At 74.1% G+C, this 14031-nt stretch carries 11 protein-coding genes, 1 tRNA gene and 1 riboswitch; of the genes, 2 read left to right on the plus strand and 10 right to left on the minus strand.

Going from position 1 to position 14031, the window contains the following annotated elements; all coding sequences use genetic code 11:
* Positions 1-2 precede the first annotated feature (2 nt).
* A complete protein-coding gene (locus K3554_RS08505) occupies positions 3-749 on the minus strand; it encodes a DsbA family protein (RefSeq protein ID WP_259939188.1) in 747 nt (248 codons plus the stop codon).
* 138 nt (positions 750-887) lie between these two features.
* On the opposite strand from K3554_RS08505, the gene K3554_RS08510 reads away from it, so the two are divergent.
* The gene (locus tag K3554_RS08510; RefSeq protein WP_259939190.1) at positions 888-2876 is read left to right on the plus strand and encodes a protein-disulfide reductase DsbD; all 1989 of its coding nucleotides are present in this window, start codon (positions 888-890) and stop codon (positions 2874-2876) included.
* On the opposite strand, the gene parA is transcribed toward K3554_RS08510, so the two are convergent.
* From parA to gcvT, 7 genes are all read right to left on the minus strand, one after another.
* The gene (gene parA / locus K3554_RS08515; RefSeq protein ID WP_259939192.1) at positions 2873-3520 is read right to left on the minus strand and encodes a ParA family partition ATPase; all 648 of its coding nucleotides are present in this window, start codon (positions 3518-3520) and stop codon (positions 2873-2875) included. The two genes, K3554_RS08510 and parA, sit on opposite strands and share 4 nt — an antisense overlap.
* Before the next feature lie 52 nt (positions 3521-3572).
* Complete coding sequence (locus K3554_RS08520; RefSeq protein WP_259939194.1) at positions 3573-3815, minus strand: hypothetical protein; 243 nt, start codon at positions 3813-3815, stop codon at positions 3573-3575.
* Positions 3816-3854: 39 nt separating this feature from the next.
* A complete protein-coding gene (locus tag K3554_RS08525) occupies positions 3855-5027 on the minus strand; it encodes a sialidase family protein (RefSeq protein ID WP_259939196.1) in 1173 nt (390 codons plus the stop codon).
* Positions 5028-5258: 231 nt separating this feature from the next.
* Positions 5259-5334: transfer RNA gene (locus K3554_RS08530), tRNA-Ala, on the minus strand.
* Between the two features lie 172 nt (positions 5335-5506).
* Positions 5507-8335 carry an aminomethyl-transferring glycine dehydrogenase gene (gcvP, locus tag K3554_RS08535; protein WP_259939198.1) on the minus strand — a complete coding sequence of 943 codons (2829 nt, stop codon included), beginning with the start codon at positions 8333-8335 and terminating at the stop codon, positions 5507-5509.
* Positions 8336-8535: 200 nt separating this feature from the next.
* Positions 8536-8898 (minus strand): glycine cleavage system protein GcvH, encoded by a 363-nt coding sequence (gene gcvH / locus K3554_RS08540; protein WP_259945856.1) that lies wholly within the window; start codon positions 8896-8898, stop codon positions 8536-8538.
* Between the two features lie 25 nt (positions 8899-8923).
* Positions 8924-9967 (minus strand): glycine cleavage system aminomethyltransferase GcvT, encoded by a 1044-nt coding sequence (gcvT, locus tag K3554_RS08545; RefSeq protein ID WP_259945858.1) that lies wholly within the window; start codon positions 9965-9967, stop codon positions 8924-8926.
* 175 nt (positions 9968-10142) lie between these two features.
* A riboswitch (glycine riboswitch) is annotated at positions 10143-10228 on the minus strand.
* A 74-nt stretch (positions 10229-10302) separates the two neighbouring features.
* Here gcvT and K3554_RS08550 point away from each other — a divergent pair.
* Positions 10303-10833 carry a gamma-glutamylcyclotransferase family protein gene (locus K3554_RS08550; RefSeq protein WP_259939200.1) on the plus strand — a complete coding sequence of 177 codons (531 nt, stop codon included), beginning with the start codon at positions 10303-10305 and terminating at the stop codon, positions 10831-10833.
* Here K3554_RS08550 and K3554_RS08555 read toward each other — a convergent pair.
* Both K3554_RS08555 and K3554_RS08560 read right to left on the minus strand, forming a co-directional pair.
* Positions 10830-12806 (minus strand): capsular polysaccharide biosynthesis protein, encoded by a 1977-nt coding sequence (locus K3554_RS08555; RefSeq protein WP_259939202.1) that lies wholly within the window; start codon positions 12804-12806, stop codon positions 10830-10832. The two genes, K3554_RS08550 and K3554_RS08555, sit on opposite strands and share 4 nt — an antisense overlap.
* Before the next feature lie 37 nt (positions 12807-12843).
* Positions 12844-13998, minus strand: coding sequence for a polysaccharide biosynthesis/export family protein (locus K3554_RS08560; protein ID WP_259939204.1), 1155 nt, complete (start codon positions 13996-13998; stop codon positions 12844-12846).
* Positions 13999-14031 lie beyond the last annotated feature (33 nt).

A 14031-nucleotide genomic window follows, 5' to 3' on the forward strand; every position in this document is an offset into this window, starting at 1 on the left:
CGTCAGCCGTCGTCGCCCTCGGCCGCAGGCGCCTCGCCGCGCGCGGCCGCGACCATCTCGGCGAGGCCTTCGGACGACACCATGCCCGGCGCCACCTGGTCGCCGATCACGAACGAGGGCGTGCCGTTGAAGCCAAGGCCCTGCGCCAGCGCCATCGTCTCGTCGATGTGGGCCTGCACCTCGGGCGCCTCCATGTCCGCGCGCAGGCGGTCCATGTCGAGGCCGAGCTCCTCGGCGATCTCCAGCGCCGCGCGCCCGTCGACCCGCCCGGAGGCGCCCATCAGCGCCTCGTGCAGCGCCGGGTAGCCGTCCTGCGCGCGGGCGGCCAATGCGACGCGCGCCGCCTCGACCGAGCCCTCGCCGAGGATCGGCCACTCCCGGTAGACCAGCCGGACGTTCGGGTCGGCGGCCAGAAGCGCCTTCACCTCGTCGCCGGCCTGGCGACAGTAGGGGCAGTTGTAGTCGAAGAACTCCACCACGGTGACGTCGCCCTCGGGGTTGCCGAGCACGGGGGCGTTCTCGCCCGACTCCAGCGCCGTGCGGCTGCCCTCCAGCGCGGCGGTGGCAGCCGCCTCCGCCGCCTCGGCCTCGCGCTGCTGCAGGATCGCCACGGCCTGCATCACCACCTCGGGGTTCTGGAGGATGGCCTCGAGCACGAGGGCCTTGATCTCGTCGTCGGTCCGCCCCTGCGCGGGGGCGGCAAGGGGCAGGAGGGCGAGGGCGGCGGTGGCGGCAAGGAGGCGGCGCATGGGGTCTCTCCGGAATGGGTCGCGCCCTGCATGCCCCGCGCGACAGCCCGTGCCAAGCAGGGCGGGGCTTCACGACTGCGTGGGCCGCGGGGGCCCGCCCTACTGGCGCGGGCCCGGAGCGCATAGAGGAACGGGGGTATGGCCCGAATCCTCGCCCCCCTCTTCGCGCTCCTCCTCGCCGCCCTTCCGGCGGCGGCGGCGGTCTCGCCCCCCGCCGAGGGCGTCAACGTCTCGGCGCGGCTGGTGACGGCCGAGGACGGGGTGGCGGGCGGCACGCTCTCGGCTGGCCTCGCGCTGGAGCTGGCGCCGGGGTGGAAGACCTACTGGCGCACGCCGGGCGCGGTGGGCCTGCCGCCGAGTATCGACTGGGAGGGCAGCCGCAACGTCGAAGCGATGGAGCTGCTCTACCCCGCGCCGACGCGCTTCCGGGCCTTCGACATCGAGAACTACGGCTACGAGGGCGCGGTCACCTTCCCGCTCGCCGTCACCCTGCGGGAGCCGGGCGCGTCGACCCGGCTGGCGATCCGCGCCGACCTGCTGGTCTGCGCCGAGCTCTGCATCCCCGAGACGGTGGAGTTGCGGCTCGACCTCCCCCCGGGCGCGGGCGTGGACGGGGCGTCGGCGGACGCGCTGGCGGAGTGGGCGGCGCGGGTGCCGGGCGCGGAGGGCTTCGCGCTGGAGGCGGTGCATCTCGACGGCGCGGCCCTGACGCTGCGCGCGCGGGCCGACGCGCCGGTCGGCGCTCTCTCAGTGTTCCCCGAGCAGGACCGCGCGGCCTTCGGAGCGCCGGAGACGCGGGTCTCGCCCGACGGACGCACCGTCTGGGCCCGCCTGCCGGTGGAGGCTGCGGGCGAGGGGCCGCTGGCGCTGACACTGGTCGCGGAAGGCGCGGCCGCGACGCTGCCGGTGCCCGCGCTAGCCACAGCCGCGCCCCTTCCGCCCGAGGGCGGGACGGGGCTGTGGGGCATCCTCGCCGTCGCGCTGCTGGGCGGGCTGATCCTCAACCTCATGCCCTGCGTGCTGCCGGTGCTGTCGCTGAAGCTGGCCTCGGCACTGGCAGCGCGCGACCGCGACCTGCGCGAGGTGCGCGCGGGCTTCCTCGCCGCCGCCGCCGGGGTGATGGCGTTCTTCGTGCTGCTCGCGGGTGCCGTGGCGGCGGCGCGGGGCGCTGGGGTCGCGGTGGGCTGGGGCGTGCAGTTCCAGCAGCCGGTGTTCCTGGCCGTGATGATCGCGCTCATGGCGCTCTTCGCGGCCAACCTCTTTGGCCTCTTCGCGCCCGCGCTGCCCTCGGGCGCGGCCACCGCGCTGGGCCGGGCGGGCGCGGGGCGCTGGGGCGACTTCGCCACGGGGGCCTTCGCCGCGGTGATGGCCACCCCCTGCTCGGCGCCGTTCATCGGCACCGCCGTGGCCTTCGCCCTGACGCGGGGGGAAGGCACGACGCTGGCGGTGTTCGCTGCGATGGGGCTGGGGCTGGCCGTGCCCTACCTCGCGGTCGCGGCGCGGCCCGCGCTGGTGCGGCGGCTGCCCCGGCCGGGGCGGTGGATGAACGGGCTGAAGGCGGTGCTGGGCGTGCTGATGCTCGTGGCCGCCGCGTGGCTGGTCACCGTGCTGGGCGCCGCCGCCGGGTGGGGCGTCGCGGGCGTGGTGGCGGCGGCGGCGGCGGCGATGCTGCTGGCCCTGCGCCTCTGGGGCCGGCCCCTCGGCGCGGGCGCGCTTGGGGTGGCGGCGGTGGTCCTAGCGGCGGTGCTCGTGCCCGCGTCGGAGGCGTCGGAGGGTGACGATGGCCGCTGGGCGACCTTCTCGGAGGCCGCCGTGAAGGAGGCGGTGGACGGCGGCGCGGTCGCCTTCGTGGACGTGACTGCCGACTGGTGCCTGACCTGCAAGGCCAACAAGGCGCTGGTACTCGACCGTGCGCCCGTCGCGGACGCCCTGGACGCGGCCGTCGCCCTGCGGGCCGACTGGACCCGCCCCGACCCGGCCATCGCCGCCTTCCTCGAGCGCCACGGCCGCTACGGCATCCCGTTCAACGCCGTGTACGGGCCGGGTGCGCCGGACGGCATCGCCCTGCCGGAGATCCTCTCGGAGCGTGCGGTGCTGGACGCGATGGCGGAGGCGGCGGGCCGCTAGCGGCCGCGGGCGTCGAGCCGCCCGAGCACCTCGTCGGCGAGGGCGGCGATCTCGTCGGCGGCGGCGCGGGCGCCGGGAAACTCGCACACGCCCTGACCGGCGCCGAGGGCCTCGGCGTAGGCGACCCGCTGGGCGAGCACGGTCTGCGCCGCGTCGGCCTCCAGCCCGTCCAGGGCGGCGCGGATGTCGGCCGTCAGGCGCGTGCCGGCGCGGGCGCGGTTCAGGACGGCGAGGGGACGCTGGCCCTCGCGCGCAGCGAGGTCGAGCACGCCCTCGGTGGCCCAGAGGTCCACCTGGCTGGCCGAGACGGGCACGATCACGAGGTCGGCCGCGTGCAGCGCGGGCTTGAGGTCGCCGTCGATCTTGGGCGGGGTGTCGATCAGGATGAAGTCGTAGTCGCCCCCGAGCTTGCGGCACTCGAAGCTCACGCCCCAGGCCGAGGCGGTGGAGAAGGCGATGTCGCCGCGCAGCCCGTCCTCGCGGTCGAAGCGGCGCATGAACCAGCGGCCGAGGCTTCCCTGCGGGTCGATGTCGATCAGCGCCACGCGCTGGCCCCGGGAGGCGAGCTCGCAAGCCAGATGGGCGGTCAGCGTGGTCTTGCCCGAGCCGCCCTTCTGCTGGGCGAGGGTTAGGACGGTGGCCATCGGGCCCTCCATGCTGCGGCGCGGCGCAACATGACGGAGGGGCGACCCGGCGTCAATCCGCGGGCGGGGAAGCGAGGGCCTCCAGCAGCCGGTCCATCTGCTCGGGATCCAGCACCAGCTCGATCTCGGCGTCGCCGATCGCCAGCGTCAGGTCCGAGAGCCGGATGGTCACGCGGGCCGTGGGCGGGGCGGCGGTCGTCTCGTCCGAAGGGTCGGGCGCCGGCGACGCGGTCTCCTGCGCCGCGGCGGGGGCCGTGAGGAGGGTGGCTGCGAGGAGTGCGGGGCGGAGCGTCATGGTCGGGGAATGCGCGGCCGCATCCCCCGGTTCCCCCGCCTACTGCGCCGGCACCGTCGCGTCGGCCCTGTCCAGCACCTCCACGGCGAGCACCGTGGGCAGGTGGCGCACGATCTCCTCCCACGTCTCGCCCTCGTCGAGCGAGGCGAAGACCGAGCCCGAATTGGTGCCGAAGTAAAGCCCCGCCTCGGGCCGCGCGTCGCCCGCCATCGCCTGGCGCAGCACCGTGAAGAAGCAGCCCCGCTGCGGCAGCCCCGCGCGCATCGCCTGCCATGTCCGTCCCCCGTCGTGGGAGCGCCAGACGGCGGCGGCCGCACCCGGCGGGAAGCGCCCCGCCATGTCGCCGTTGAGGGGCAGGGTCCAGACGGTGTCCGGGTCGCGGGGGTGGACGCGGATCGGGAACCCGAAGGTGGAGGGCAGGCCCGGCGTGCGGTCGTCCCACGAGCGGCCGCCGTCGCCGGAACGCCAGACGCCGTGATGGTTCTGCTGGTAGAGCACGTCGCCCGCGCCCGGTGCGCGCATCATGTTGTGGACGCAGTGGCCGGTCTCGCCGTCGCGCGGCGCCGCCGGGTGGTCGTGGTGGCCGCAGTCCGCATTGGACAGCCGGTTGCGCCGCTCCCACGTCGCGCCGCCGTCCTCGGTGGCGAAGACGCCCGCCGCCGAGATCCCGACCCAGAGCTTCCGGGGGTCATTCGGGTCGGAGACGATGGTGTGCAGCACCAGCCCCGCACCGCCGGGGCTCCAGCTGTCCGCGGAAGGATGGTCGGTGAGGGCGTCGACCCGCTCCCACGTGCGCCCGTCGTCGTCCGAGCGCAGGAGGCCGGCGGGCTTCGTGCCTGCCCACAGCACCCTGTGGGCGCGGTGGAGCGACCAGACCTGCTCGAACGCCTCGCCGAAGGGGCGCGGCTCGGGGGTCCAGCCGATCATGGCGGCGAAGGCGGGGTCGGCTTCGGCCCAAGCGTCGCGCTGGCCGCGGGTGAGGCGCGCGGCGTCCCACGACACGCCGCCGTCCGCCGAGCGCCAGACGGCCGCCCCCTCGAAGGCGCCGCCGCCTCCGGCCCAGATCGTGCCCGTCCCGGGGTCGGCGGCGAGGTGGTTGACGGGGGCGCCGCCGCAGTGGGGGCCGGTGACCTCCCAGCCCGAGCGGTCCGCGCCGCCGTGGACGAGGAAGGCGCCCTTGGTGGTGCCGACGAGGAGGGTGAGATCGGGCATGGGCGCGCTCCGCTGGGGTGGGCGGAGGGTAGCATGCGGAGGTGAGTCGGCGGAGGGTTTAGTGGGGGCTGCACTATGCGGTCGTGGCGTCGCGGGGAGGTGCGCCTGCCTTCCGGTGCGGCGTGATCGTGCATGGAGAGCGGAGGTTCCGGATCGGGTCCGGGGCGTGACGGCGCCTCGTGACCAACGAGAACCCTCAGAGGGGCTTGGGCATCCGCGGCGGGGGTGGGGTGGTGGAGCCAAGGGGAGTCGAACCCCTGACCTCGTCATTGCGAACGACGCGCTCTACCAACTGAGCTATGGCCCCAACGGGGCCGCATATGGCGGGGGCGCGCGGCGGCGTCAAGCGGGCTCGGAGGGGCAAATCGAGGGGGGCGCCCCCCGTGCACCCCCCGTACACCCCCCGTGCATACGCGGAGGCACATCGGCGGCGGCGGGCGCCCCCGCGGGGACGCCCGCGCGGGCGGGCCGGGCGCCGCCTACTCGGCGGCCTCCAGGTAGTCCTCGAGGGGCGGGCAGGTGCACACGAGGTTGCGGTCGCCGGCCACGTTGTCGACGCGGTTCACGGGCGGCCAGTACTTGTCGACCCGGAAGGCGCCCGGTGGGAAGCAGGCGGCCTCGCGCGAGTACGGGCGGTCCCAGTCGCGCACGAGGTCCTCCATGGTGTGGGGGGCGTTGCGGAGCGGGTTGTTCTCCGGGTCGCCCCCGTCCTCGATGGCGCGCACCTCGTCCGCGATGCTCAGCATGGCGGCGATGAAGCGGTCGAGCTCGGGCTTGGGCTCGGACTCGGTGGGCTCCACCATCAGGGTGCCGGAGACGGGCCACGACATGGTGGGCGCGTGGAAGCCGTTGTCGATGAGCCGCTTGGCCACGTCGTCCACCGTCACGCCTGTGCGGTCCTTGAAGGGCCGGGTGTCGAGGATGCACTCGTGCGCCACGCGGCCGTTCCGGCCCTTGTAGAGCACGTCGTAGGCGCCCGAGAGTCGGGCGGCGATGTAGTTGGCCGACAGGATGGCCACCTTCGTCGCCTGCGTCAGCCCGGCGCCGCCCATCATCATCACGTAGGCGTAGGAGATCGGCAGGATCGAGGCCGAGCCGTAGGGGGCCGCCGAGACGGGCCCCGTGGTGCCGCCGGTCTCGGGGTGGCCGGGCAGGTAGGGGGCGAGGTGGGCGCGCACGCCGATGGGGCCCATGCCGGGGCCGCCGCCGCCGTGGGGGATGCAGAAGGTCTTGTGAAGGTTGAGGTGGGAGACGTCGGCGCCGATCTCGCCGGGCTTCACGAGGCCGACGAGGGCGTTGAGGTTGGCGCCATCCAGGTAGACCTGCCCGCCGTGCTGGTGGGTGATCTCGCAGACGTCGCGGACCGTGTCCTCGAACACGCCGTGGGTGGAGGGATAGGTGATCATGCAGGCCGCGAGGTCGTCGCCCGCCGCCTCGGCCTTGGCGCGGAAGTCTTCGAGGTCCACGTCGCCGTTCTCTGCGGCCTTCACCACCACGACCTTCATGCCCGCCATCTGGGCCGAGGCGGGGTTGGTGCCGTGGGCCGAGGTGGGGATCAGGCAGATGCGCCGGTCCTCGCCGCGGGCCTTGTGATAGGCGGCGATGGTCAGGAGGCCGGCGTACTCCCCTTGCGCGCCCGAGTTGGGCTGCATCGACATGGCGTCGTAGCCGGTGACGACGCAGAGGCGATCGGCCAGCTCGTCGATCATCTCCTTGTACCCCACGGCATCCTCGGCGGGCGCGAAGGGGTGGAGGCGCGAGAACTCGGGGAAGCTGACCGGCATCATCTCCACGGCGGCGTTCAGCTTCATGGTGCAGGAGCCGAGCGGGATCATGGCGCGGTCGAGGGCGAGGTCGCGGTCGGCGAGGCGGCGCATGTAGCGCATCATCTCGGCCTCGGCCCGGTTCATGTGGAAGATCGGGTGGGTGAGGTAGTCGGACTGCCGCCGGAGCGCCTCGGGGATGTCGGTGCGGGTCGCGGCGGCGGCGCCCTCGATGCCGAAGGCACGCAGGAGGCGGCCGAGGATCGCCTCGTCGGTCATCTCGTCGCAGGCGATGCCGATGGCCGTGTCGCCGACCTTGCGCAGGGTGATTCCTTCCGCGCGGGCCGAGCGCCAGATCACGCCCTGCATGGCGCCGACCTCGACGGTGAGGGTGTCGAAGATGGCATCGGGCGAGACCGCGAAGCCCGCGCCCCGCAGCGCGTCGCGCAGGGCGACGGCGTGGGCGTGGACGTGGGTGGCGATGTGGTGGAGGCCCTTCGGCCCGTGGAACACGGCGTAGAAGGAGGCCATCACGGCGAGCAGGGCCTGCGCGGTACAGACGTTGCTGGTCGCCTTCTCGCGGCGGATGTGCTGCTCGCGGGTCTGCAAGGAGAGGCGGTAGGCCTTGTTGCCCAGCGCGTCCACGGAGACGCCCACGAGGCGGCCGGGCATGGAGCGCTTCAGCGCGTCGGCGCAGGCGAAGAAGGCGGCGTGGGGGCCGCCGTAGCCGAGCGGCACGCCGAAGCGCTGCGCGGACCCCACCGCGATGTCGGCGCCCATCGCGCCCGGCTCCTTGAGGAGGCAGAGGGCGAGGAGGTCGCAGGCGACGATGCCGAGGGCCTTGTTGGAGTGCAACTCCTCCATCTCAGGGGTGAAGTCGCGCAAGGCCCCGTGGGTGCCGGGGTACTGGAAGATGGCGCCGAAGACCGTCGAGGCGTCCAGCTCGTCCGGCTCGCCCACCACGATCTCGATGCCCAGGGGCTCGGCGCGGGTGCGCATCACGGCGATGTTCTGGGGGTGGCAGTTCGCATCCACGAAGAAGCGCATCGACTTCGACTTGGCCATGCGCTGGGCCATCACCATGCCTTCGGCGCAGGCCGTGGCCCCGTCGAGCAGGGACGCGTTGGCGACCGGCAGGCCGGTGAGGTCGGCGATCATGGTCTGGAAGTTGAGGAGCGCCTCGAGGCGGCCTTGCGCGATCTCGGGCTGGTACGGCGTGTAGGCGGTGTACCAGGCCGGGTTCTCGAGGATGTTGCGCTGGATCGCCGGCGGCGTGACCGTGTCGTGGTAGCCCTGGCCGATCATCGCGGTGGTGACGCGGTTGCGGCCCGCCAGCTCGCGCATGCGGGCGAGGATCGCGGCCTCGGTCATCTGGGGCCAGGGGAGGGGTTCGTCCTGGCGGATGCGCTTGGGGATCGTCTCGTCGATCAGGGCGTCGAGGGATTCGGCGCCGACGGCCTCCAGCATCTCGGCCATCTCCGCGGGCGAGGGTCCGATGTGGCGGCGGTTGGCGAAGTCGTAGGTGTCGTAGTCGGTGAGGGGCATGGGGGGCTCCGGCGGGGCTGGGGGCGGCCCGGCAGGGGCCGAAGTGCGGTGTCTCGGGGTGGGCTGGACGCCCCGGCCTTGCGCCGGGGCCTCGGGGTGGTGTGGGCGGGGGATGGGGGCGCCTTCGTCTGCGCTGTGCGGGTGTGACGGTCGCTGGCGCGACCATCACCTTCCCGCCGACTGACTTCGCCTCCGCGAAGTCAGTCTTCGACGAACTCCTTGTAGGCATCCTCGTCCATCATGGCCCCCATCTCGTCCTCCGCGGTGGGCGAGGTCATGCGGAAGAACCAGGCCGCCTCGGCGTCTTCGTTCACGAGCCCGGGGTTGTCGGCCAGCGCCTCGTTGACCTCGACGATCTCGCCGTCGAGCGGGCTCTGGATGTCGGAGGCGGCCTTGACGCTCTCGATCACCACGATCTCCTCGCCCTTCTTCACCTCGCGGCCCACCTCGGGCAGCTCGATGAACACCACGTCGCCGAGCTGCGTGGCGGCGTGCTCCGTGATGCCGACGGTGACGACCGCGCCGTCGCTGTCGAGCCACTCGTGCTCCTCGGTGTACTTGATCATGAATGCCTCCTGTTGGGGTCGATCACCGCTTGTAACGCGGCTGGTGGAAGGGGAGGTCCGCGACCGCGACCGGCAGGCGCTTGCCGCGCACGTCGCCCCACAGCGTGCCCGTGGTGCCGGCGGGGACGTAGCCCATCGCCACGGGCGCGCCGACGGTGGGGCCGAAGCCGCCCGAGGTGACGGTGCCGACCGGCTCGGCGGCCTCCGGGTCCGCGTAGAGCATCGTGCCCTGCCGCATCGGCGCGCGGCCCTCGGGGCGCAGGCCGACGCGGGTGCGGGCGGGGCCATTCTCCAGTTCCGCGAGGATTCGGTCCGCGCCGGGGAAGCCGCCCTCGCGGGCGCCGCCGCGGCGGCGGACCTTCTGGAGGGCCCAGCCGAGGCCGGCCTCCACGGGGGTGATCTCGGGGGTGAGGTCCTGGCCGTAGAGGGGCATGCCCGCCTCGAGCCGCAAGCTGTCGCGGGCGCCGAGGCCGATGGGCTCCACGGCGTCATGGGCGAGGAGGGCGCGGGCGAGGGGTTCGGCGTGGGCAAGGGGCACGGAGATCTCGAAGCCGTCCTCGCCGGTGTAGCCCGAGCGGCTGATCCAGAGGTCGGCGTCCTGCCAGCGGTGGGTGGCGACGTCCATGAAGCGCATGGCGCGCACGTCCGGGACGAGGGCGGCGAGCGCGTCCTCGGCCTCGGGGCCCTGGAGGGCGAGCAGGGCGCGGTCCTCCAGCAGCGTGACCTCGTGCTCGGGGAGGTCGGCGCGCAGTATGTCCATGTCGGCGTGCTTCATGGCGCCGTTCACGACCAGCAGCATGTGGTCGCCGCGGTTGGCGACCATGAGGTCGTCGGCCACGCCGCCATCCGGTAAGGTGAGCAGGGCGTAGCGCTGGCGGCCCTCGGCGATGCCCTCCACGGAGACCGGCAGGAGGCGTTCGAGCGCCGTGGCCGCGCCCTCGCCGCGCACGACGACTTGGCCCATGTGGCTCACGTCGAAGAGGCCGGCCCGCTCGCGGACGTGGAGGTGCTCGGGCATCACGCCGCGGAACTGCACGGGCATGGCATAGCCCGCAAAGGGGACCATGCGGCCGCCGAGTTCCTCGTGCAGCGCGTGGAGCGGCAGGCGCCGCGGCTCGGAGTCGGTTTCGGACACGGGCACCTCCCTGGGCGGTCGATCCGCCGGTGCGCCCCCTCTGTCCCTTGCGCCTGAGATCGCTATCCCTTCGGCGGGCGCATGCGGCGCCACTCTCCAGAGTCGTCCCGCGCGCACGGTCCATTTGCCTGAGAGTTTACCGGGGCGGTTGCTCCTTCGGCACCGATCGAACGGTTCTCCCGCGACGCGCGCCTTAGCCTTAGCGAAACGGCAGGCGCCCGCGCAAGAGGTTGCGTGCGGGCGCGCGGGCGGCGAGACCTCCGGCCATGAACGAGACCGAACCCACGCCCCGCTTCTTCGGCTACGGCAGCCTCGTGAACCGCCGCACCCACGACTACCCGAATGCCGCGCCGATGACGGTGCGGGGCTGGCGGCGGGCGTGGCGGCACACCTCGATCCGCGACGTGGCGTTCCTGACGGCGGTGCCCGATTCCGAGGCCCGGATCGACGGGCTTGCGGCCGACGTGCCGGGCGGGGACTGGGGAGCGCTGGACCTGCGCGAGGCGGCCTACGCCAAGGTCGTGCTGCCCTCGGGCGAGGCGATCTACCAGATCCCCGACGGCTTGCACGCTAAGCCCACGCGGGCGCACCCGATCCTGCTGAGCTACCTCGACGTGGTGGTGCAGGGGTTCCGCGACGAGTTCGGCGAGGCGGGCGTGGCGCGGTTCTTCGAGACCACCTCGGGCTGGGACGCCCCCGTCCGCGACGACCGGGGCGCGCCGGAGTATCCGCGGGCGCAGGTGCTTTCGGCGGCGGAGCGGGCGCTGGTGGATCGCTGGCTCGGGCGGGTCGCCTAGCGCCAGAGCCACGCCTGCGAGGCCACCGCTCCTTGCGCCTTGCTCAGCAGGCGGTTCGCGGGGCCGGGGTGGGGGACGCGGCCTTCGGTCAAGCGGCGCAGGGCGACCTCCGCGGGGCAGGCGGTTCCCGTCACGGGGTCGAAGTAGCGGGGGTAGGCGATGAGCGACCCGTGGACCAGCGCGTCGAGCGAGGGGCGCGCGGCGCGGCGGCGGGCGGGCACGGGGCCGCGGTCGTCCGTGAGGCCCCAGCCAGCGTAGAAGGGCGCGCCGAGGCAGGTCACGGGCACGCCGCGGATCAGCGCCTCGAAGCCTAGGAGCGAGGTCATGGTCCAGACCGCGTGGGCGGCCCCGATCAGCGGGACCGGGGCGGCGTGGGCGGCCACGAGGTCGGCGTCGCCGGCGTCGATGGCGCCCTCGCGCAGGCCTGCCTCGACGTCCGGGTGGGGCTTGTAGACGATGAAGGCGTCGGGGTCCGCCTCGCGCGCGGCGCGCAGGAGGGCGGCGTTGTCGCGGACGGGGCCGGCGCCGTGGCGCAGGCTGGCATCATCCGCGACCTGGCCTGGTACGAGAACGATGCGGCGGCCTTCGGGGAGGTCCGGCAGGGGCGAGGCGTCGAGGTTGTACTTGGTGACGCCGAGGGCCACCACCGCCTCGCGGAGGCGGCGCGCCCGGTCCAGCGCCTGGGGCGGGCGGGCGGCGGCGTTGATGACGGCCCGCTCCAGCGCCGAGGGGCGGGTGGGGTCGTAGTAGATGCCTTCGGGGTCGAGCACGAGGCTGAGGGGCGGGACCAGCTCGGCCCCCAGCCCGCGCGAGCGCAGGAAGCCGTCCTCGATCCGCACGGCGTCCGGGTCGTCGGCGGGCCGGTCGCCCCAGACCAGGGTGCGGCGCAGACGGTCGGGGCGGAAGCGGACGTTGCCCGACAGGAACCGGCGCAGGTGCGCGCGCTTCCACAGGCGCATGCCGGGGGCGCTCCAGCCCTCGCGGTCCTCGCGCCAGGCGCGGGCGCGGGCCTCGAGGATGCGAATGATGTCGGCGGGGCCGCAGAGGGCATCCGCGTGGGGGTCGTACCAGCGCGGATGGAGCACCATCGCGCCCGCGAAGAGCTGCACGCGGGTCAGGCGCCGCTGGCGGCGGTCCACGGGGTTGCGGTCGTCGGTGAGGCCCCAGCCACAGTAGAAGGGCTGGCCGAAGACGACGGGGCGGTGGCCGTGGACGATGGCCTCGAAGCCCATCTGCGAGGACACGGTGTAGACCGCCACCGCGCCCGCGAAGAGCGCGGCGGGGGCGAGGGGGCGCGTCTCGAGCACGGCGCCGTGCACGGCGTCCGCGGGGCCGTAGTGGCCGGGGCGCAGGCCGCGCGCGGTCTCGGGGTGGGTCTTGACGACGATGCGGGTGCCGGGATGCTCCTCGCGCGCCAGCAGCACCATCTCGCGGAACGTCGTCTCGGAGGCGCCGCCGAGGCGGATCGAGGCGTCGCCGCGGGTCTGGTCTATCACGAGCACGTAGCCGGGGGCAGGCGGCGGCGCGTCCACCGTCGCGGCGTACTTGGTGACGCCGGAGCGGGCGAAGGCGCCCATGGCCTCGCGCGCGCCGGCGATCAGGGCGCCGTCGTCGAAGGGGTGGGTGGCGAGGATGCGCTCGAGGTCGGACGGGTGGCCGCCGTCGTAGGGCGCGGCGCGGGTGTCCATCACCAGCCCCAGCGGCGGCTCGCCCATGCGGCCGGGGTGGAGCGAGCGCAGCGGCGCGTCCTCGAAGCGCAGGACCGGGGCGCCGGCCTTGCGCGCCACCCACTCGGCGCGGGCCGAGGTGCCCGCGTGGCCCCAGATCGCCACCGCCTCGCCGGCGCGCGGCCAGCCGGGGCGCAGGGAGACGCCCGAGAGCGCGGCGATGCGGCGGATGCGGGGCGCGAGGAAGCCGCCCGAGACGCAGCGGGCGACCGTCGGGAGGGTGGGGACGTCGGGGGTGTCCGTCATGCGCCGCCCCTCGCGCGGGCGGGGGCGGCGCGCAAGGTCAGTTGCCCGCGAGGGTGGCGACCGAGTTGGCCGCGCCGGTGGCGTTGCCCAGGGTGCCGAACACCGCCGAGACGGTGCGGTTGAAGGCCACGATGGGGGCCTCGGTCACGTAGACCGTGTCGCCGTCGCGGATCAGGAAGTCGCGGGCGTCGAACATGCCGTTCGGCTCCGTGAGGTCGAGCACGTAGACGAGGCGCTGGGTGCCCTGCAGGTCGTCGCGGCCCATCACGGCCTCGGCGATGGCCTCGGCCTCGTTGCGGAACACGAACACGCCGGTGGGCGTGGCGAGCGAGGGGTTCAGGCCGCCGACCTGGGCGAGCGCCTCGATGGCCGAGAGGGTCTCGGTCTCGAACTCCAGCCGGTTCTGGGCGCCGGTGGCGCCGAGCACGGTGAAGGCGCGGGTGTCGTCCTCGATGTAGACGCGGTCGCCGTCGCGCAGGGCGATGTCGAGGCGCGGGTTGCGGAACAGGTCCGAGAAGAAGATCGACTCGGTGCGCTGGCCGCGGCTGACCGAGACCTTGGCGACGGTGGGGTCGATGGCGACTCCGCCCGCGGCGGCGATCATGGAGGTGAGGGTGCGGGTGGGACGCTCGATGGGGTAGACGCCCTGGGCCGCGGCGGCGCCGACCACCGTGACGGTGGCGCCGTCGCCGGCGAGGCGGCGCACGAGCACCTGCGGGTCGGGGGTCTGCTCGTCGAGGCGCGCGGTGATCACGCGGCGCAGGGCCTCGGGGGTGTTTCCGGCCGCGCGGATGCGGCCCGCGTAGGGCACGAAGATGAAGCCGCCGGCGTCGACCTGCACCTCGTCGATCAGCGAGGCCGAGGCGCCTGCGTTGGTCAGCAGGCCGTCCTCGACGTTCTCGTAGATGATGAGGCCGAGCGTGTCGCCGGGGCGGATCGTGTCCGGCCCGATGGGGTTGGCGTTCTGGAACGCCGACGAGAAGCCCAGCGCGGGCAGCACGGCGGTGGCGGCCGTCACGCGCGGGTTCACGGAGACGATGAACGCGTCGCCCTCGCGCAGGACGCTGCCGGCGTAGATCTCGGACTTGTTGGGCCCCGAGCGGGGCAGGAAGCCCCCTCCGCAGCCCGCGAGGAGTCCGGCGACCACGGTGAATGCGACGGCCCTCGCCGCGCGGCTCTTGGTTCTGCTCACGTCACTGCCCTTTCTGCCTCGTGCCTCCTGCGG

It is taken from the genome of Jannaschia sp. W003, assembly GCF_025144335.1.
In the GTDB taxonomy this organism is placed as follows: Bacteria; Pseudomonadota; Alphaproteobacteria; order Rhodobacterales; family Rhodobacteraceae; genus Jannaschia.